The sequence below is a fragment of the Streptosporangium sp. NPDC048047 genome, assembly GCF_040653115.1.
GTDB lineage: Bacteria > Actinomycetota > Actinomycetes > Streptosporangiales > Streptosporangiaceae > Streptosporangium.
In genome coordinates, this window is the sequence record NZ_JBEZNH010000019.1 from 49,826 (window position 1) to 69,095 (window position 19,270).

General features: G+C 73.4%; 17 protein-coding genes. 6 read left to right on the forward strand and 11 right to left on the reverse strand.

What is annotated here, in order from left to right:
* Positions 1-172: 172 nt before the first annotated feature.
* The 3 genes from deoC to AB0D67_RS18580 all read left to right on the forward strand — a co-directional run bounded on the left by deoC (position 173) and on the right by AB0D67_RS18580 (position 3,599).
* On the forward strand, positions 173-1,111 hold the full coding sequence (deoC, locus tag AB0D67_RS18570; RefSeq protein WP_362936751.1) for a deoxyribose-phosphate aldolase: 939 nt from the start codon (positions 173-175) through the stop codon (positions 1,109-1,111).
* 2 nt (positions 1,112-1,113) lie between these two features.
* Positions 1,114-2,538: an aldehyde dehydrogenase family protein gene (locus AB0D67_RS18575; RefSeq protein ID WP_362936523.1), complete on the forward strand. Its 1,425-nt coding sequence runs from the start codon at positions 1,114-1,116 to the stop codon at positions 2,536-2,538.
* Between the two features lie 182 nt (positions 2,539-2,720).
* A complete protein-coding gene (locus AB0D67_RS18580) occupies positions 2,721-3,599 on the forward strand; it encodes an aldehyde dehydrogenase family protein (RefSeq protein WP_362936526.1) in 879 nt (292 codons plus the stop codon).
* Positions 3,600-3,744: 145 nt separating this feature from the next.
* On the opposite strand, the gene AB0D67_RS18585 is transcribed toward AB0D67_RS18580, so the two are convergent.
* The 8 genes from AB0D67_RS18585 to AB0D67_RS18620 form a co-directional block, all read right to left on the reverse strand.
* The gene (locus AB0D67_RS18585; RefSeq protein ID WP_362936529.1) at positions 3,745-4,134 is read right to left on the reverse strand and encodes a hypothetical protein; all 390 of its coding nucleotides are present in this window, start codon (positions 4,132-4,134) and stop codon (positions 3,745-3,747) included.
* Positions 4,135-4,253: 119 nt separating this feature from the next.
* The gene (locus tag AB0D67_RS18590) at positions 4,254-5,660 is read right to left on the reverse strand and encodes an amidase family protein (RefSeq protein WP_362936532.1); all 1,407 of its coding nucleotides are present in this window, start codon (positions 5,658-5,660) and stop codon (positions 4,254-4,256) included.
* Between the two features lie 89 nt (positions 5,661-5,749).
* Entirely contained in the window at positions 5,750-5,959 is a 210-nt protein-coding gene (locus AB0D67_RS18595; protein WP_362936535.1) for a hypothetical protein, read from the reverse strand.
* Complete coding sequence (locus AB0D67_RS18600) at positions 5,952-6,803, reverse strand: SPFH domain-containing protein (RefSeq protein WP_362936538.1); 852 nt, start codon at positions 6,801-6,803, stop codon at positions 5,952-5,954. Before AB0D67_RS18600 ends, AB0D67_RS18595 begins: the two co-directional genes overlap by 8 nt.
* 178 nt (positions 6,804-6,981) lie before the next feature.
* On the reverse strand, positions 6,982-8,034 hold the full coding sequence (locus AB0D67_RS18605; protein ID WP_362936541.1) for a UDP-N-acetylmuramate dehydrogenase: 1,053 nt from the start codon (positions 8,032-8,034) through the stop codon (positions 6,982-6,984).
* Complete coding sequence (locus AB0D67_RS18610) at positions 8,027-9,085, reverse strand: serine hydrolase domain-containing protein (protein ID WP_362936544.1); 1,059 nt, start codon at positions 9,083-9,085, stop codon at positions 8,027-8,029. Before AB0D67_RS18610 ends, AB0D67_RS18605 begins: the two co-directional genes overlap by 8 nt.
* Complete coding sequence (locus AB0D67_RS18615; RefSeq protein ID WP_362936547.1) at positions 9,085-10,392, reverse strand: UDP-N-acetylglucosamine 1-carboxyvinyltransferase; 1,308 nt, start codon at positions 10,390-10,392, stop codon at positions 9,085-9,087. Before AB0D67_RS18615 ends, AB0D67_RS18610 begins: the two co-directional genes overlap by 1 nt.
* A gap of 5 nt (positions 10,393-10,397) precedes the next feature.
* Entirely contained in the window at positions 10,398-11,084 is a 687-nt protein-coding gene (locus tag AB0D67_RS18620; protein ID WP_362936550.1) for a hypothetical protein, read from the reverse strand.
* 245 nt (positions 11,085-11,329) lie between these two features.
* On the opposite strand from AB0D67_RS18620, the gene AB0D67_RS18625 reads away from it, so the two are divergent.
* Together AB0D67_RS18625 and AB0D67_RS18630 are read left to right on the forward strand one after the other, a co-directional pair.
* A complete protein-coding gene (locus AB0D67_RS18625) occupies positions 11,330-12,709 on the forward strand; it encodes a helix-turn-helix transcriptional regulator (protein ID WP_362936553.1) in 1,380 nt (459 codons plus the stop codon).
* 97 nt (positions 12,710-12,806) lie between these two features.
* Entirely contained in the window at positions 12,807-13,709 is a 903-nt protein-coding gene (locus AB0D67_RS18630) for an RNA polymerase sigma-70 factor (protein ID WP_362936556.1), read from the forward strand.
* A gap of 137 nt (positions 13,710-13,846) precedes the next feature.
* Here AB0D67_RS18630 and AB0D67_RS18635 read toward each other — a convergent pair whose 3' ends face one another.
* Both AB0D67_RS18635 and AB0D67_RS18640 read right to left on the reverse strand, forming a co-directional pair.
* Positions 13,847-14,728: a TIGR03620 family F420-dependent LLM class oxidoreductase gene (locus AB0D67_RS18635; protein ID WP_362936559.1), complete on the reverse strand. Its 882-nt coding sequence runs from the start codon at positions 14,726-14,728 to the stop codon at positions 13,847-13,849.
* Positions 14,725-15,651 carry an NmrA/HSCARG family protein gene (locus tag AB0D67_RS18640; protein WP_362936562.1) on the reverse strand — a complete coding sequence of 309 codons (927 nt, stop codon included), beginning with the start codon at positions 15,649-15,651 and terminating at the stop codon, positions 14,725-14,727. The genes AB0D67_RS18635 and AB0D67_RS18640 overlap by 4 nt, the downstream gene beginning before the upstream one ends.
* 135 nt (positions 15,652-15,786) lie before the next feature.
* On the opposite strand from AB0D67_RS18640, the gene AB0D67_RS18645 reads away from it, so the two are divergent.
* Positions 15,787-16,365 carry a helix-turn-helix domain-containing protein gene (locus tag AB0D67_RS18645; protein WP_362936565.1) on the forward strand — a complete coding sequence of 193 codons (579 nt, stop codon included), beginning with the start codon at positions 15,787-15,789 and terminating at the stop codon, positions 16,363-16,365.
* A 6-nt stretch (positions 16,366-16,371) separates the two neighbouring features.
* Here the strand turns inward: AB0D67_RS18645 and AB0D67_RS18650 are convergent, their stop codons facing one another.
* A complete protein-coding gene (locus AB0D67_RS18650; protein ID WP_362936568.1) occupies positions 16,372-19,185 on the reverse strand; it encodes an ATP-dependent helicase C-terminal domain-containing protein in 2,814 nt (937 codons plus the stop codon).
* Between the last annotated feature and the right edge of the window lie 85 nt (positions 19,186-19,270).

The window sequence follows — 19,270 nt, forward strand, 5'->3', positions numbered from 1 at the left end:
GTTCCCTCCCATCGGTTCCAGGTGGCTCCGGCCTCGTCCCGGTTCGTTCCCGCCCGGTTCCGGAGGTGTTCCCGCCGTCCTCGGCGAACATTGCCGAAACCCGGACCCGGACCTGGGCGGTGTCCGGTTTGGAACTAATCACGCCAGTCGGCATGCTGTAGAGGTGTCAACTGTGACTACCTCGTTCGCCGACGTGGCCTCGTCCAACGTCGCGCTGCGAACCTTCCTCCACGGCCTGCCCGGTGTCGACCGTGTCGGCGCCGACCAGCGGGCCGCGATGCTCGGCACCCGCTCCATCAAGACGACCGCCAAGGCGGAGGCCATCGACCTGGCCATCCGCATGGTGGACCTGACCACCCTCGAAGGCGCCGACACGCCGGGCAAGGTCCGCGCGATGTGCGCCAAGGCGGTCCACCCCGATCCGGCCGACCCGGCCGTCCCCAAGGTGGCCGCGGTGTGCGTCTACCCCGACATGGTGGCGGGGGCCGTCGGCGCGCTCGCCGGGTCGGGTGTGAAGGTGGCCAGCGTCGCCACGGCGTTCCCCAGCGGGCGTTCCTCCCTCGACGTCAAGGTGGCCGACACCCGGCTGGCCGTCGAGGCGGGCGCCGACGAGATCGACATGGTGATCGACCGCGGCGCGTTCCTGTCCGGCGACTACGTCAAGGTCTTCGAGGAGATCGTCGCGATCAAGGAAGCCTGTGGCGAGGCGCACCTGAAGGTGATCCTGGAGACCGGCGAGCTCGCGACCTACGACAACGTACGGCGGGCGTCCTGGCTGGCCATGATGGCCGGCGGCGACTTCATCAAGACCTCCACCGGCAAGGTGCAGCCGGCCGCGACCTATCCCGTGACGATGGTCATGCTGGAGGCGGTCCGCGACTTCCTGGCCGCCACCGGCCGCACGGTCGGCGTCAAGCCCGCGGGCGGCATCCGCACCACCAAGGACGCGATCAAGATGCTCGTCCTGGTCAACGAGGTCGCCGGCGACGGCTGGCTCACCCCGGACCTGTTCCGCCTCGGCGCCTCCTCCCTGCTCAACGACCTGCTGATGCAGCGCCAGAAGATGGCCACCGGCCGGTACGCGGGCCCCGACTACTTCACCCTGGACTGACGATGTTCGAATACGCACCGGCCCCCGAGTCCCGCGACGTCGTCGACATCAAGCCGTCCTACGGGCTGTTCATCGGCGGCGAGTTCACCGACGGCGCGGGCCCGTCGTTCAAGACGGTCAACCCCGCCTCCGAGGAGGTCCTGGCCGAGGTGGCGTCCGCGTCCGCCGACGACGTGGACCGGGCCGTCCGGGCCGCGCGCGAGGCGTTCGGCGCCTGGTCGGCGATGCCCGGCTCCGAACGGGCCAAGTACCTCTTCCGGATCGCCCGCATCATCCAGGAGCGCTCCCGCGAGCTGGCCGTGCTGGAGTCGCTGGACAACGGCAAGCCGATCCGGGAGTCGCGCGACGTGGACCTCCCCCTGGTCGCGGCGCACTTCTTCTACTACGCCGGCTGGGCCGACAAGCTCCCCTACGCCGGGTACGGTCCCAGCCCCCGGCCGCTGGGCGTGGCCGGCCAGGTCATCCCGTGGAACTTCCCGCTGCTGATGCTGGCGTGGAAGATCGCCCCGGCGCTGGCCTGCGGCAACACGGTCGTGCTGAAGCCCGCCGAGACCACCCCGCTGACCGCGCTGCTGTTCGCCGAGATCTGCCGCCAGGCCGACCTGCCGCCGGGCGTGGTCAACATCGTGACCGGCGCGGGCGAGACCGGCGCGGCGCTGGTGAACCACCCGGACGTCGACAAGGTCGCCTTCACCGGCTCCACCGAGGTCGGCCGGATGATCGCCCGGTCCGTCGCCGGGACGCGCAAGAAGGTCACCCTGGAGCTCGGCGGCAAGGCCGCCAACATCGTCTTCGACGACGCCGCCCTCGACCAGGCGGTCGAGGGCATCGTCAACGGCATCTTCTTCAACCAGGGGCACGTCTGCTGCGCGGGCTCCCGGCTGCTGGTGCAGGAGTCGATCGCCGAGGAGCTGCTGGAGGCGCTCAAGCGGCGCCTGTCCACGCTGCGTCTGGGCGACCCGCTGGACAAGAACACCGACATCGGCGCGATCAACTCCGCCGCGCAGCTCGCGAGGATCCGCGAGCTGTCCGACCACGGTGAGCTGGAGGGCGCCGAGCGCTGGTCCCCGGCGTGCGAGCTGCCCGAGCGGGGCTTCTGGTTCCCGCCGACGATCTTCACCGGCGTCGCGCAGTCGCACCGCATCGCCCGGGAGGAGGTGTTCGGCCCGGTGCTGTCCGTGCTGACCTTCCGCACCCCGGCCGAGGCGGTGGAGAAGGCCAACAACACCCCCTACGGCCTGTCGGCGGGCGTGTGGACGGAGAAGGGCTCGCGCATCCTGTGGATGGCCGACCGGCTCCGCGCGGGCGTCGTGTGGGCCAACACCTTCAACCGGTTCGACCCGACCTCCCCGTTCGGCGGCTACAAGGAGTCCGGCTACGGCCGGGAGGGCGGCAGGCATGGGCTGGAGGCGTACCTCGATGTGTGACCACGATCGGAAGCGGCGCCGTACCCGTCGCGACCAGGCGACGCGGGGCCACGGTTTCGCCCGCGCCGGCCGCCCGGAGCCGCGCGGCTGGTTCGCCCACCGGTGCGGGGTGAGCCGGTGCGGACAGATCTTCGTGCCGGCCAGGCTGGCACAGCAGGAGAGCTCGCGGAGAGGGCGCGGAGATGAGTAGGACCGAGTCGCCCGCACGGCTGGCCGTGCGCAAGACGTACAAGCTGTACATCGGCGGGGCGTTCCCGCGTTCGGAGAGCGGAAGGTCCTACGCGGTGACCTCCTCCAAGGGCGAGTTCCTGGCCAACGCCTCCAGGGCGTCCCGCAAGGACGCCCGCGACGCGGTGGCCGCCGCGCGCAAGGCGTTCGGCGGCTGGTCCGGGGCGACGCCGTACAACCGGGGGCAGATCCTCTACCGGATCGCCGAGATGCTGGAGGGCCGCCGGGCGCAGTTCGCCGCCGAGCTGGCCGACGCCGGGGTCAAGCGACCGGGGGACGTCGTGGACGCGGCCGTGGACCGGCTCGTCTGGTACGCAGGCTGGTCCGACAAGATCGCCGCGGTGGCGGGGTCGGCCAACCCGGTCGCCGGGCCGTACTTCAACGTCTCCTCGCCGGAGCCGACCGGGGTGGTGGCGGTCGTCGCCCCCGACGACCCGCTGCTGGGCCTCGTCTCGGTGATCGCCCCGGTGATCGTCACCGGCAACACCTGCGTGGTCGTCGCGAGCGAGCGGGCCCCGCTGCCGGCCGTCACCCTGGCCGAGGTGCTCGCCACCTCCGACCTGCCGGGCGGTGTGGTCAACATCCTCACCGGCTCGGCGAAGGAGATCGCGCCCTGGCTGGCCGGGCACATGGACGTCAACGCCCTCGACCTCACCGGCGTCTCCGACCCCGGTCTCGCGGTCGCGTGCGAGGAGGCGGCGGCCGAGAACCTCAAGCGGGTCCTGCGCCCCGCGCCCGCCGGACAGGCGGACGACTGGGCCGCCGACCCGGGCACCCGGCGCCTGACGGCGTTCCTGGAGACCAAGACCGTCTGGCATCCCACCGGCGTCTGACGGGCCGCGCACCGGCTCCGGGGTCCGCCCCGGGGCCGGTAACGGCGCCGCGCCCCGGCGGTCCCGTCCATGGCGGGCGGTACGGCGCCGCGGGCCGCGCGGGCGGTGGCCCCTCCGGGCACGCGCGTGCCGGGCCGCACGCGGGTCAGCGGGCGGGGACGCAGATCGCGTAGAGCTCGACGTCGATCTCCTCGGCCGTCGGGTTCTGCACGACGAACTCCCACGCGTTCTGGACGGCGCCGGGGCGGTCGCTCGTGCTCTCGGGGGCGCTCACCGGGAAGGACACCGGTTCGCTCACGTTGTAGGTGCCGTGGAAGGCGTGGCCGCCGCCCACGGCGCGCCTGCCTTCCCCGCACACCACGTTGGTGAGCATGGTCCCCCTCTTCGCGATCTTCCGCGTCTCCTTCACGGTGGTCACCTCCGGCCCGCGGAGCCCGTTCCACCAGGCGGTGCCTCCCAGGACGAGGGCTCCCGCCGCCAGCACACCCGCCCCGGCCAGGGCGGCCTTCTCAGTGAACCGCCGGGAAGGCTGCATGTCTCTCCCTTTTGAACGCTTCGTCCGACATCTGTTGGACGAACGGCTTCAGCGCATCGTTCGCGGTGCGGGCCCCGGCCGGGGGTATGACCGGAAAAGGGCAGGAACGGATGGGAACGTCAGTCCATCGGCGCGTGGCGCAGCCAGGGGTGGGCGGTCTCCAGACAGGCGGCCAGGGCCAGCAGCTGCGACTCGCCTCCGGGGGGCGCGACGAGCTGCACCCCGATGGGCATGCCCGTGGAGTGCCAGCCGTACGGGACGTTCATGGCGGGCCAGCCGGCCATGTTCCAGGCCGCGGTGACCGGGGCGTACGTGACGTTGGCCCGCACGTTGGCCAGCAGCCCGCGGTCGCCCCAGCGGTCGGCGGGCGGCGGGACGGCGGCGAGCGTCGGGGTGATCAGCACATCGGCGTTGCCGAACCACTGGTCGGCGCCGTGGGCGCGCCAGCGGTCGCGGCCCGCCGAGCCGTCCAGCCTGAATCGGGCGAGCAGCCGGCCGGCCTTGGCCAGCGCCCGGGTGCGGCGCTCCAGCCGGCGCGGGTCCAGGTCCTCGGTGTCCTCACGGGCGCACGCGAACCAGCCGGCGATCGCGGCGGCCCCGACCCAGCTCGGCATCCTCGGCTCGTGCTCCACCACGGTGTGCCCGGCGGCGGCGAGCGTGTGGCCCGCCTCGACCACGGCCCGCTGCAGCTCGGGGTCCACCCAGAAGCCCGGCGGCAGCGGCGCCGGCGCCGTGGCGATCCGCAGCCGCACCGGCTCCGCGGGGGTCAGCCCGCCCGGGTAGTCGTCGATGGCGCTGCCGGCCTCCAGGTACTCGCTGTCGCCGGGCGTCGCGAGGGACATGTCTCCGGCCATCACCGCCAGGCCCAGCGCGAGGTCGCCCACGGTCGTGGCCAGCGGGCCGTTCTCCGACATCCCGTGCCAGTCGTTCCCGGGCGGCGGGACCACGCCCGGACCCGGTTTGATCGTCACGAGCCCGCAGCAGGCGGCGGGGATGCGCAGCGAGCCGAGCCCGTCGTTGCCCTGGGCGAGCGGGACCATCCCGGCGGCCACCGCGGCGGCGGCGCCGCCCGACGAGCCGCCCGGCGTGCGCCGCGGGTCCCAGGGGTTGCGCGCCATGCCGTACACGCTGTCGGAGAAGCCGACCAGGCACAGCTCCGGCACGTTGGTGAGGCCGACGACCACCGCGCCCGCCGCCCTGAGCCGGGCGACCACCGGGTGGTCGGCGGCGGCGGCCTCGCTGGAGGAGGCCGCCGACCCGTTGCGCGTCGACTCGCCGCGGACCGGGATGTTGTCCTTGACCGCCACCGGAACCCCGGCCAGCGGCAGCTCGGCGAGGTCCGGCCGCCCCTGTACGGCGCGCGCCTCGGCCATGGCCCGTTCGGTCCGGACCTTGCGGAACGCGCCGACGCGCCCGTCGCGCTCGGCGATCAGCCGCAGGTGCTCCTCGACCACCTCCGGAGCGCCGGCCTTGCCACGTCGAACGGCCTCCGCGATCTCACCTGCGGACTTCCCCACCCACGGCATGCCCCGAGTCTGGTACGGACGGCACGCCGACGGAAGCGTTACACGTCTCAATCAGGTGACTTGTTGGGTACCGTCCGTGTCATCCGGCGCTATCCGGGTTCACCCTTATCACCCTGCTCGTCATGGTCCGCGGCCTCCCGTCCCGTCCGCCTGACCTCGCGGCCCACCCCGCGCAGGGCCAGGCGCAGGGCGTACTCCAGCTGGGCGTTGACGCTGCGCAGGTCGTCGGCCGCCCACTTGGCGATCGCTTCGTAGACGGCCGGGTCGAGCCTGAGCAGGATCCGTTTGCGCTCAGCCATACAGGCTGCCGGCGTTCACCACCGGCTGGGTCGCGCGGTCACCGCACAGGACCACCAGCAGGTTGGACACCATCTGGGCCCTGCGCTCCTCGTCGAGATCCACCACATCCTCCTCGGCCAGCCGGGTCAACGCGAGCTGGACCATTCCTACCGCGCCGGCGACGATCTGCGTGCGCGCCGCGACCACCTGCGCGGCCTGCTGGCGGACCAGCATGGCCTGGGCGATCTCCGGTGCGTAGGCCAGGTGGGTGATGCGCGCCTCCAGCACCTCCACCCCGGCGAGGTGGGTGCGCTCGCCCAGCTCGGCGGTCAGCTCGGTGGCGACCTCCGCGCCGTCGCGCAGGCTGGTGCGGCTGTCGTCGTGGGAGTCGTAGGGGTGGCTGGTGGCCAGGTGCCGGACGGCGGCCTCCGACTGGATCGCCACGTACTGCTCGTAGTCGTCCACGGAGAAGGCCGCCTTGGCGGTGTCGGTCACCCTGTAGACGACGACGGCGGCGATCTCCACCGGGTTGCCGTCGGCGTCGTTGACCTTGAGCTTGGCGGTCTCGAAGTTGCGCACCCGCAGCGTGATCCGCCGCCGGTTGGTGAACGGCGCGGTCCACTGGAAACCGGCGTCGCGCAGGGACCCGATGTAGCGGCCGAGGAACTGGACCACCATCCCGTCGTTCGGGTTGACCACGGTGAAACCGCTGGCCACGACGAGCGCGACGACGCCCCAGGCGATCGCGGCGGCGACCAGGACGGCCGGTCCGGCCGCCAGGCCCGCCGCGGCCAGGGCGGCGCCGAGCAGCACCAGCCCGCCCAGCACGGCGAACCCGTTGAAGTGGAAGGCGCGTCGTTCCATGTGCTCTCCTCTGCTATCGGAGTGATATCACCACGATAGCGCCCAAAGCGGAACCGCACGCAACCCGTATCCCGCCGCCCCGTTTTCTTGGAATGCGCCCGGCAGGGTGGGGCACAGGGGCCGCACGCCTCACCGAGGTCGGCCTTCGGCTCCGCCGGGGAGCCCGAGACCCGGCCGCTCAGCCGTATGGCCGTTGCAGCGGTCGTATCGGAGCAGGCCGCACCGGCTCAGGATGCAGACGGATGCCGGTGGTGTCGAACACGTCGTCGGCCGCCTTCTGTACCGCAGCGTGGAAGGAAGCCGCGGTGACGCCGTCGTGAGCGGTGAAGGTGAGGGTTCGGCGCGTCGAGCAGGACACCCCCGGTGTGAGGGGACTGGCCGGACGATAACCGACCAGTTCGAGCAGCCATCCGGCGCTGGTCCGCAGGACACCGCGGTCTCCCACCGTGACCACGCCGCCCGCCGCCTGAACCACGGCTGCTTGAACTGCGGTGATGGCCGGGTTGAGGAAGACCGACCCGGCCTGGCGGGCATCGGGGCCGCTTTCCGGCAGGGACAGGCCACGCCTGCGGCGGTCGGCGAGGACCCCGTGTGCCGCCTCCTTGAGCGGCGGCCGGGTGCCGAGGGGCACGCCGAGCGCTTGGGCGAGAGGCCGGTAGGCGACGGGAGCAGCCAGGGCGCTGTAGGTGAGGCGCACGGTGGCTTCCAGGATCGTCCACCGGCCCGGATGGGTCTTGAAAATGCTGGTGCGGTAGCCGAAGCCGCACGCCTCGGGGCGGAAGACGCCCAACTGATGGCGGCTCCAGTCGTAGACGGTCAAATGTGTCAGGGTGTCGGATATCTGCTGCCCGTAGGCGCCGGTGTTCTGCACTGGGGCGGCGCCTACGGTGCCCGGGATTCCCGCGAGGTACTCGATGCCCGACAGGCCCTCGTTGAGGACGACGTCGACGAGTGCTTGCAGCGGTTCGCCGGCGTGAGCGGTGACGTCCACGACGCCGCCACCGAGGGGACGGATGGAGATGCCGCGGGTCGCCACGCGGATCACCGGTCCCGGGTATCCGGCGTCGTCGGCAAGGACGTTGCTGCCGCCGCCGAGGGTGAAGGGCACCGCGGATTCGGTGGCGGCGGCGCGGACGAGGTCGGGCCAAGCGGCGGGGTCGGTGTGGGCCAGCAGTCGACCGACGGGACCGCCGACGCGCAGCGTGGTGTGGTCGGCCAGCAGGTCACTCATGTCGTGTCTCCGAACGCCAGGCGGCGGAGATCAGCTTGAGCGCAAGGGTCCGCAGCGGCGCGATCCGGGATCGGGCGGTGCCGTGGTAGACGGCGTTGGTGCAGATCACCAAGTAGCGACCGGCGTCCGGGGCGAGGTAGAGGCTGGTGCCGGTGAAACCGTGATGGTAGGCGACACGCCTGCCGGTGGTGAGGATCCACGACAGGCCGCGGTCCACTCCCGGCTCGATCTCGGCCTGCGTGACAAGGCTCGCCCGTAGCCAGTCGCCCAGACCGTCACCACAGGCGTGGGCGGCGAGCAGGGCATGGGCGTACACAGCCAGGTCGTGCGGGGTGGAGAACACGCCGGCGTGGCCGGCCACGCCGCCCATGAGCGCGGCGTTGTCATCGTGTGCGGCACCCCAGATGCGCGGTGCGCCGGGGATGCGCTGCTCGGTCGGCGCGACGTGCGGTCCGCGGCCCACGGGCCCGTACATCGTGGACCGCATCCCCAGGCACCGCCATAGCTCGTCGGCGAGAGCATCCAGTGGCCGGCCGTGGACGTGTGCGAGGGCCAGGCCGAGGAGGATGTAGCCGCGGTTGATGTAACGGTGGCAGCCGGGCGCGTCCTCGAGCGGCTCACGGCACAGCAGTTCGTGCAGCGGCGCGTCCGCGCCCCGGTAGCGGTCCAGCCGGGTCGCCGCCCGCACGCCGGAGGTGTGGGCCAAGAGCTGGCGTACGGTCGCCTCGCCGCTCGGCGCCTCCCCGCTGACGGCGGGCAGGACGTTGCGCACGGGCGCGTCCAGGTCTAGCAGGCCGGCGTCGAGGGCCCGGCCGACCAGCGGCCACGTCGAAACAATCTTCGTCAGTGACGCGATGTCATAGATCGTGCTCTCGGCCGGGACCGCATTCCCCGCCTCGGTGGCGATGATGCCGCCGGTGAGGACCTCGCGCTGCCCGTCGATGGTGCCGCAGACGATGACGCCACCGGGGGCGGCGCCGTCAGCGATCACCTTCCCCAGGGCGTCCCGCAGCCGGGCGGTGTCGTCGGCACTGAACGGTACGGCAGGCATCAGGGGCCCTCCACGGTGGTGACGTCGGCTCCCAGCGTGACGAAGTTGGCCAGCAGATGGCCATAGCCGCGCCGGAGGTGGTACGCCCCCCGGATCGTAGAGACACCGTCGACGGTCAGCGCGGCGATCAGCAAAGCGGTCACCGCGCGGATATCGGCGGCGGCCGCCGTGGTGGCGTGCAGCCGGACGGGTCCGCGCAGGCAGACGACCGCGCCGGTGGAGAAGATGTCGGCGCCGAATGCTCGCAGGCCCTCCACGTGAGTGTCGCGACGCGGATACACCCCCTCGGCGATCAGGGAGGTGCCGCGGGCCTGGGTGAGCATCGCCGCGAGTTGCGGCGCGGTGTCGGTCGGCAACGCCGGGTGCGGGCCGGTGGCCACGTCGATGCCTCGCAGGGGACCGTCCAGGGTGGTGTGGACGCCGCCGGCCCGGTCGTCGGTGACGGTGACGCCCGTCGCTGCCAGGGCCGCGGTGAGGCCCTCGGGGAAGGCGGCGGTGGTGATCCCATCAAGGTGGACGTCACCGCCGGTGGCGGCAGCAGCCATGATCATGGTGGCGGCTTCGATCCGGTCACCGATGACGGTGAACGCCCCGCCACCGATCCGGTCGGTCCCATTGACGTGCAGCCCGTGGCCGTCGAACCCGATGCCGACACCGCGCTCGGCCAGGAACCGGGCGGTCTCGATGACCTCCGGCTCGATCGACGGGTTCGTGATCAGGCTGGTGCCCGGGATCCGGGCGGCCAGCAGCATCGCCGTCACCGTCGCCCCCAGGCTCGGCCCGTACGGGGTCGCCACATCCATGGTGAACGCCTGCGGACCACGGGGACCGTAGCGGGCGCGGATGCCGGTGGTATCAGCGGTGATCTCGGCACCGGCGGACTGCATCGCCGCCAGATGCCGGTCGATCAGCCGGGCACAGAAGGCGTCCCCGCCAGGGTAAGGGAAGTCGACCTGCCCGGCGCGGGCCAGCACCGCGGCAGCCAGGACGGCGGTCGTGCGGACCTGTCGGCCGAGGTCGGAGTGGATGACCGGGCGGACCGCCTCGGCCGGGGCCACGGCGAACCGGCCCAGCGCGGTGGTGACGCAGGCTCCGGTGTATGTGAGGATCTGGGCACATACGCCGGTGTCGATGATGTCGGGCGCCGCGATGAGCGTAACCGGCGCGTCCGCCAGCAGCGCGGCGGCATACAGGTGCAGGGCGATGTTCTTGCTGCCCTGCACCGGGACACGGCCGTGCAGGGGCCGTCCGCCGGCGACCTGCACGACGGCGGTGTCCAGTGCGGCCCGGTCAGGGATGATGATCATGGTTGTCACCGCACCCGGGAGCCGGTTGGCAGGAACCCGCCGACGTGGCCGCGCGGGTAAATCACTGTGCCGGGGCCGATCAGCGTCCCCGGAGACAGCACAGTCCCGGCCGGTAGGGCGACCTCGTCGCCGATGATGGCGCCGAACTTCGTCTGCCCGGTGCCGATCCGATGGCCGTCCAGGGTGACGGTGATCTCCTCGATCGCCGGTTCGGCGACCGATCCTCGATCGCACCGTAACCCGGTGGTGGAGCAGAACGCGCCGACGTTGACGCGCCGCCCGATCACCGAGTCGCCGATGAAGCACGGGTGCTTGGCGAAGACGTGCCCAGCCAGCAGGCTACGGGTGATCTCAGCACCGAACCCGACGCGGCAGCCGGGACCGACGATGCTGTGGTCGCGCACCAGCGCGCCGGCGGCGATGACCGCACCAGCGCAGATCAGCACCGGCCCAGCGATTCGAGCGCCCTGTTCGACGCGAGCGCCGGCCTGGACGATGACGTCGCCCTCGATCAGGGCGCCGTCCTCCACGGCACCGCGCGGCTCCTCGCCCGCACCGGTGAAGCCGTCGAGGTCGGCGGCCATCGCGTCCTTGATGTCGAAGACCGTTGTGCAGCGTGCCAGCAGCTGCGCGATGCGAGGGGTGAGGTCGCCGACCTGTACGTAGTAGCCGGGGGCCAGGCGTTCATCCACGGCGGAAAGCGCTGGGGGCCGGACGGGAAGCGGAGAGTGCATCGAGACCTCCTGGAAGGGATCCGGATGGCGGCCCGCACAGCGCGAGCCGTCTGCCCTTCGAGGTCACCGCATCTCGTCGGCCTGCGGGAGAGACACTGGCATGAGCTGCAAAGGCGTTTGCATCCGACGCAAAGCCCCTTTCCCTGGCCCCCTTGGCGGCTACCGTGGAAAGACACAGTCTCGGCTACCAGCGGGGACAGGGTATGGATGCGATTGGCAGTCCACGAGCAATCCCCCAGGTGATCACAACGCCCGGGGATCTCGTTCGTCAAGCACGACAGGCGCAACGGCTGACGCTGGCCCAGCTCGGTGAGAGGACGGGGTACTCCGCCGCTCAGGTCTCCCGCTACGAACGGGGTATCTCACCGATGACCGACGTCGCGGTGCTGCGCCGCTTCGCCGGGGCGCTGGGCATCGCCTGTGAGGCGTTCGGTCTGGCCCCGCCATGGAATGTCCGGCACAGCCAGGTCACCGCGCCTGTCGCTTACCCTCGCCTGCCTCCTCCTCATAAGGTGGAGAGCACTCGGCGGGGGGATGGTGAAGACCCGGTGCGGCGAAGGAATCTGCTGGCGAACCTGGCGGTCACGGCTGTCGCTGCCGCAAGCTCCCGCATCCCCGTAAGAGGCGCGGAACCCGGCGAGGCGACGCTCGGCGACGCGCTTGTCGTCGGCCTGCGCGACGCGATGCTCGGGTTGGGCGACGCTCCGGCGGCGCTGTCGCCGGAGCAGGTACCCGCGGAGCTTGCGCGTGCCCTGAGCGACTTCCACGCCTGCTGCTACGGCGGCCTAGCCGTGCGCCTGCCCTGGTTGATCCGCGCGGGGCACGCCCTCGGCGCCGGTACGGATCAGTACACGACCCTCGCGCAGACCTACGTCCTGGTGACCCGGATGCTCGTCAAACTCGACGAGCATCACCTCGGATGGATGGCGGCAGACCGTGCCCGCCAACTCGCCGAAGTAGGGGGTGACATGCTCACCATGGCCGAAGCCGCGCGGAACCTCGCCGTCCTGGCTCGCAAAGCCGGGTGGAACGACCAGGCCATGTCCATCGCGCTGGCCGCCGCCGACGATCCCGGCCTGCGCAGCGCAGGACGCGCCGGTGCCGCCGAACGTGGCCTGCTGATCCAATCGGCGGCCTACACCGCCGCGCGCAGCGGCGACCGCCAGGGCATGCGGCAGCTCACCGCCGAAGCCGCCGCCATCGCCACCGAACTCGGCGGCGCCACTCTCCTGCGCGACCACGGCGGAGGCATCAGCCCGGTCACCGTTCAGCTGCATCTCATCTCGGCGGAGAACTCAGCCGGTGACCCCGCTGCGGCGCTGGCCGCCGCAAGCGCCATCACACCGCAGAAGCTTCCCAGTGTGGAACGCCGCTCCCGCTACCACACCGACATCGCCGCAGCCCTCGGACAACTGGGCCGTCGCGACGACTGCATACGCGCGATCCTGACCGCCGAACGCCACGCCCCCGAAGAAACACACAGCCGTCCGGCGGTGAGGTCCCTCGTCTCCGGTCTCCTGACGTCCGGGCGCACGACACCGGAACTGCGCGGTCTGGCCGCCCGCAGCGGCCTCCTCATCTGAGGGGGCCTCAAACGGTGGTAGACCTCTTACCGCCCCGGTCGGGCTCCACTGAGGGCGGATGACAGGATGAGGGGAGACCCGAGCGGGAGGTGACGGCGTGGTGGACGGCGGGCCGGTGGGGACGTCCGGCGGAGCGGGGGATCTGGACCACGCCGTCGCGGTGTTCGCGGACGTGCGGCCCCGCCTGTTCGGCATCGCCTACCGGATGCTGGGCAGCGCCGCCGAGGCCGAGGACCTGGTCCAGGACGTCTGGCTGCGCTGGCAGGGCTGCGATCGCGCCGCGGTGGACAACCCCGCCGCGTTCCTGGCGACGGTGACCACCCGGCTGGCCATCAACGAGAGCCAGAGCGCGCGGGCGCGGCGCGAGACCTACGTCGGCCCCTGGCTGCCCGAACCGGTCGACACCGGCGCCGACCCCTACCTCGGCGCCGAGCGGGGCGAGGCGCTGGAGTTCGCGGTGCTGGTCCTGCTGGAACGGCTCTCGCCCACCGAACGGGCGGCCTACGTGCTGCGGGAGGCCTTCGACTACCCCTACCGGCAGATCGCCGAGATCGTCGGGGCGAGCGAGCCGGCCGTTCGCCAGCTGGTCAGCAGGGCCCGCAGGCACGTGCTCGAAGGACGCCGCGCGCCCGTGGCCAGGGACGAGCAGCGCCGGCTGCTGACGGCCTTCGTCACCGCCGCCCGCTCCGGCGACCTGGACGCGCTGGAGGAGATCCTCGCCGCGGACGCGATCAGTTACTCCGACGGCGGCGGCGCGGTGCGCGCCTCCCGTTTCCCCGTTGTGGGCGCGACCCGGGTGGCGAAGTACGTCAGGGCGTTCGCGAGCCACTTCTGGGACGGCGTCGACGTGCGGTACGCGAGCACGAACGGGCAGACGTCCGCTCTGCTCAGCCGCGACGGCGAGGTGTTCACGGTCCTCACGGTCGACGCCTCCGCCGAGGGCATCGACCGGGTGCTGTGGATGATGAACCCGTCCAAGATCACCGCCGCACCCGCCTGACCGGACCGGCCGGGCCCGGCCGTACGGCCTCCCCGTGACCGGGGCGGCGCCCGGTGGGACACGGGCCGCGCCGCAGCCGCGGGGGCCGGCCGCCCGGTTTCACCGAGGCTCGTTCACCGCAGGCCGGCGGCGCCGGATCAAGCGAGGAGGTGCGCGGCGAGTTCCTCCCACCGCCGGGTGAGCGGGACGTGCGACCCGGCCGTCACGACGTGCAGGCTGACGTGGTCGGCTCCGGCGTCGAGGTGCCGCCGGACACGGTGGGCGATGTCCTCGGCGCGGCCGTGGGCCACGATCGCCTCGACGAGCCGGTCGTCGAGTGTCTCCGGGGACGGGTGCCCGAGCCCGCGCAGCAGTTCGCGGCGGTTGGGCAGGGCGGCCGCGGCCGTGGTGCGGGCCGGTTCGGCGGTGTGCGCGCGGTCGCGGCCGAGGACGCACAACTGGGTGACGGCCAGAAGACGATCGTCTCCGAGGATCTCGCGTGCGGTGCGGGTGTACTCGACGGGCATGCCCAGCACGGTCGCGCCCCGGGCGCGTTCGGCGGCCAGGGCGAGCATGCCGGGGTCCAGTGCGGCCAGGACGCGGTGGGGTGAGGCCGTCGTGGCGGGGGGCCCGAACGGGGCGGTGTCGAGAGCGTCGAGGTAGGAGCGCATGGTGGCCAGGGGAGGGCCGAAGCGGTGGCCGCGGACGTCCTCGGCCAGGCTCGGATGGCCGTCCCACAGGCCGAGCAGGAACCGTCCGGGAAAGGCCTCCTCCAGGGTGCGTTGCGCGGCGGCGGCCGTGACCGCGTCGCGGGCGTAGACGTCGGTCATCCCGGCGGCCACGGTGATCCGCCGGGTGCCGGCCAGCAGGATCGCGGCCTGCGCGACGGCTTCGCGACCCGTGGTCTCGGGGATCCACAGGGCGCCGTAACCGAGGTCCTCGATCACGGCCGCGGCCTGGCGGACGTCGGCCGCGGGGAGCGCGTCGAACTCCCCCGCCCAGATCCCGACGCGTCCGAGGCCGGGCGCGCGGACGCTCACGCGCCCTGCCCGGCGGTGCGCGCGGAGTCCAGGAACGCGGAGATCCGCGCGGCGCCGGTGCGGCTCAGCCAGGTGGAGAAGTCCATCGCGGCGGGATGGATCCGCCGGGTGGCGGGGATGTCCGCGCGGTAGCCGCGCTCGTTGAGCCATTCGTTGGCGTAGGCGAAGTCCTCGCTCAGGTCCCGGATCACCTCGATCGGGATCTGGACGTAGGGCAGTGGGATCCCCAGTGCCTTCCCGACGGCCTCGGCGACCTGGACGGGGGTGAGCTCGTCGGCGGCCAGGGAGACCGCCCGGCCGATCCACTCCCCGGGCCGGGAGAAGGCCAGCGCGGTGACGGCGCCGACGTCGTCGACGGCTATGAGCTGCTGGACGGTGTCCGGTGCGATCCCGGTGGACAGGATGCCGTTCCGCAACGCGTAGCCGCCGGTGAAGTTCTCCATGAAGGAGACCGGCCGCAGGATCGTCGCGGGCAGGCCGAGCTCGGCGATGCGCCTCTCGATCCGCCACTTGCTGACCAGGTTCACCGGCACCTTCTCGCCGGGATGGCGGTCCGCGCCTGCGACCGAGGTGAACACCAGGTGCCCGACACCGGCGGCGTGCGCGGCCTCGGCGACGTTCACGCCCCAGCGCACCTCGTCCTCGGTGGTGAAGCCGGGCGCGGTGCCGGGCGAGCCGACCGTGGGCTGAACGCTGAACAGCCCCCAGGCGCCCTCGGCCGCCGCGGTCAGGGAGGCGACGTCCTCCATCCGCGCCCGCATCACCTGCGCACCGGACCGCGCCAGCGCCCGGGCGCCGTCCCCGTCCGGATCGCGGGTGAGCGCACGCACCCGCCAGCCGTCGCGGAGCAGGTGACGCGTCACGGCCCTGCCCTGCGAGCCGGTCGCCCCCACCACCACGACGGTCCTGTTCGTCGGTGTCACCGCTTCTCCCTCTGTGCTCATGCGAGCTCTGCGCTCATGCGAGGAGGAGCCGTCCACTTAAGTGGGGTGGTCCTCCGTTTGGCGTTCGCTACGATATGGAGGACCACCCCGTTTAGCAAGTCATCAGGAGCCGCAGTGTCCAAGGACGCCGTCGTGCCATCCCGGCAGCGGATGCGTGCCGACGCCCGCCGCAACTTCGACCGGATCGTGGCCGCCGCCGGGGCCCTCGTCGCCGAGCACGGTGCCGAGGCGTCGCTGGAGGAGATCGCCCGGCGTGCCGAAGTCGGCTCGGCGACCCTGCACCGGCACTTCCCCACCCGGCGGGCCCTCCTGGAAGCGGTCTTCGAAGACCGGGTGAAGGCGCTCTGCGCCAGGGCCGATGACCTGCTCACCGCCTCCGACCCGGGAGAGGCGCTGTTCACCTGGCTTCGCGCCGTCGGCGCCCACGCCGCGGCCAACCGGGGCCTCGGCGCCTCGCTGATGAGCGGCGGCGACCCGGCGCTCGGCCGTACCTGTCACGAAATGATCATCACGGCGGGCGAGGGGCTCCTCGCCCGCGCACGGGCCGCGGACGCGGTGCGCCCCGGGATCGCCGTCACCCATCTCCTGAAGCTCGTCGGCGCCATCTCCCTGGCCACCGAGCAGGAGCCCGACGGCCCGGCCGAAGCCGACCGCCTGCTGGCACTCGCCATCGACGGAGTCCGCCCGCGCTGAACCCCGTCAGCGGCGCGGGTTGGCGCGGCGGGTGGCGACCGCCGACAGGGGGTCCTCCGGCCAGGGATGGCGGGGATAGCGGCCCCGCAGCTCCGCCCGGACCGCGCGGTAGCCCTCGCGCCAGAACGTGGCCAGGTCGCCGGTGACGGCGGCCGGACGGCCCGCCGGGGACAGCAGGTGCACCACCAGCGGCACCCCGGCGATCCGCGGGGCCTCCTCCCAGCCGAACAGCTCCTGCAGCTTCGCCGCCAGGACCGGCCGGTCGCCGGAGTAGTCGATCCTGACCCGCGAGCCGCTGGGCACCTCGATCCGCTCGGGGGCGACCTCCGCCAACCGGGCGTTCCACGGGACGAGGCGGTGCAGCGCGGCGGCCACGTCGACGCGCTCCAGGTCGGCGCGGCGGCGGGCGCGCGACAGCTCCGGCTCCAGCCACCGGTCGGCAGCCTCGACGAGGGCGTCGTCGTCCGTCGCGGGCCAGGGGTCGCCGAGCGCGCGCCGGCAGAACGCCAAACGCTCGCGCAGCGCGACGGCCTCGGGCGTCCAGCGCAGCAGCGAGAGACCCTCGGCGCGCAGGCCCGCGAGTACGGCGGGCCGGACATCGGCGTCGCGCAGCGGGACCGACGACAGTTCGACGGCGCCCAGGCGCTCCACCCGGCGCGCCGAGACGTCGCCGCGCCGCTCACCCGGCGGGATCCGCCAGGCGACCTCCTCGGCGGCCTCGTACAGGGACGCGGCGGCCAGCCGGGCGGTCTCCTCGTCGATCACGACGGCCTGCCTGATCCTCGCCGCCGCCGACCCCACCGGCCGGTCCGCCACCGCGATCGCCAGCCACTCCGCGTCGCCCAGCCGCGACCCGGCGGGCGGCTCCGCCGCCGTCCCCGACGCCATCAGGTACGCGCCGCCGCGCCGCCGGGCCACCCGCTCCGGGTAGGCCAGCGCCACCGTCAGCCCGGCCACGGCGTCGTCGGACCCGGGCCCGCCGGTTCCGGGGCCGCCGTCTCCGGATCGCCGCGTCCCGGAGCGGCCGGCCGCGCGTTCACCGCTCCCCGGGCGGCGTGACGGTTCCGGCGCGGTCCCGTCCCGGCCGGCGTCCTCACGGGGTACGGCGCGGGCCAGGCGGGCGGCCTCCCCGCGCCAGCGGGCCGGGAAGCCGTCCCCGGGCCCGTTCCCGCCCCGCCGGACGGAACGCCAGATCGCCACCAGGTCGTCACCGGCGTCCCGGGGCAGCGGCTCCGACAGCAGCGCCACCACCTCGGCGGCCCGGGGACCCGCGTCGATCAGGGCGCGGGCCAGGCGGGGGTGGACCCCCGCGGCGGCCATCATGCGGCCCCGGGCGGTGACCCGGCCTCCGGGGACGCCGGGTCCACCGGGAGCGACGGGTCCGGCGGAGGCTCCCAGGGCTCCCAGGGCTCCCAGGGCGAGGAGGGTCCGCCGGGCGGCGTCCATCGCGGCCGGCGGGGGCGGGTCGAGCAGCGCGAGACCGGTGGCCTCGGGGTCGCCCCAGCAGGCGGCCTGGAGGGCGAAGCCGGTCAGGTCGGCCAGGGCGATCTCGGGCCGCGCGTACTCGGGCAGACGGTCGTGCTCGGCCTGCGACCAGCATCGGTACACCGTCCCCGGAGCCTCGCGGCCCGCCCGCCCGGCACGCTGGACGGCCGACGCCCGGGACGCGCGGACCGTGACGAGCGAGCCCAGGCCGCGGGCGTGGTCGGTGCGGGGCTCGCGGGCCAGACCCGAGTCGACCACGACCCGGACGCCGGGCACGGTCAGGCTCGACTCGGCGACCGAGGTGGCGAGCACGACCCGTCGTCCCCGGCCGGGGGAGAGCACCGCGTCCTGGACGCGGGCCGGGGCCTGCCCGTGAACCTGGAGGATCTCGGCGCCCCCGGTGTGCCCGCCGAGCAGCGCGGCGACCCGGCCGATCTCGCCGACCCCCGGCAGGAAGCACAGTACGTCCCCCTCCCGTTCGGCCAGGGCGCGCCGTACGACGGCGGCGACGTGGGACAGGAACGCCGGGTCCACCCGCAGGCCGCGCGGCGGCGTCACCGGGCCCGGCGGGGGCGCCCAGACGGGCGTGACGGGGTGCGCCTCACCGGAGGCCCGCACGACCGGCGCCACGTCGCCGCCGGAGACGCCGGTGCCGTACGGCGGGCCGCCGGCCGCGTGGTCGCCGCCCGCCGCGCCGGAGGACGGCGAGGGCGGTGCCGTGCCGGACGAGGCGCCGCGAGGGTCACCGGACGCCGCGTCGCCGTACGGCGGGGCGCCGGAGCCGAGCAGCCGGGCCCACGGTTCGGCGTCGGCGGTGGCGGAGGCGGCGACGATCCGCAGGTCGGGGCGGAGGGTGGCGCGGACGTCGAGGAGGAAGGCGAGGGCGGTGTCGGCGTCCAGGTGGCGCTCGTGGCACTCGTCCAGCAGGACGGTGCCGACGCCTGCCAGCTCGGGGTCGCGTTGCAGCCGCTGGAGCAGGACCCCGGTGGTGACGACCTCGACGACCGTGTCCGGTCCGGCCCTGCGCTCGCCCCGGACCGAGAACCCGATCTCCGCACCGACCCGGGAGTCCAGCATCCAGGCCATCCGGCGGGCCGCGGCCCGCGCCGCCATCCGGCGGGGCTCCGAGACGATCACCCGCCCCGGTTCCTGGCCGGGAACCGGCTCGCCCGCGGGTCGGCGGGCTCCGGCGAGTCCGGCCAGGACGAGCGGGACGAGCGTGGTCTTGCCCGTGCCGGGCGGCGCGGCGAGCACGGCGACGCCGCGCTCGTCCAGTGCCGCGAGCAGCTCGGGCAGGGCGTGGCGGACGGGCAGGTCGAAGCGGTCGGGACGCACCCGTCCAGTCTTCCCGATCCGGACGACCGCGCGGTCCCGGCCCTCCGGGGCGTCCGTCGTCCCGGTTGCGCCGTCCGCGCGGGGA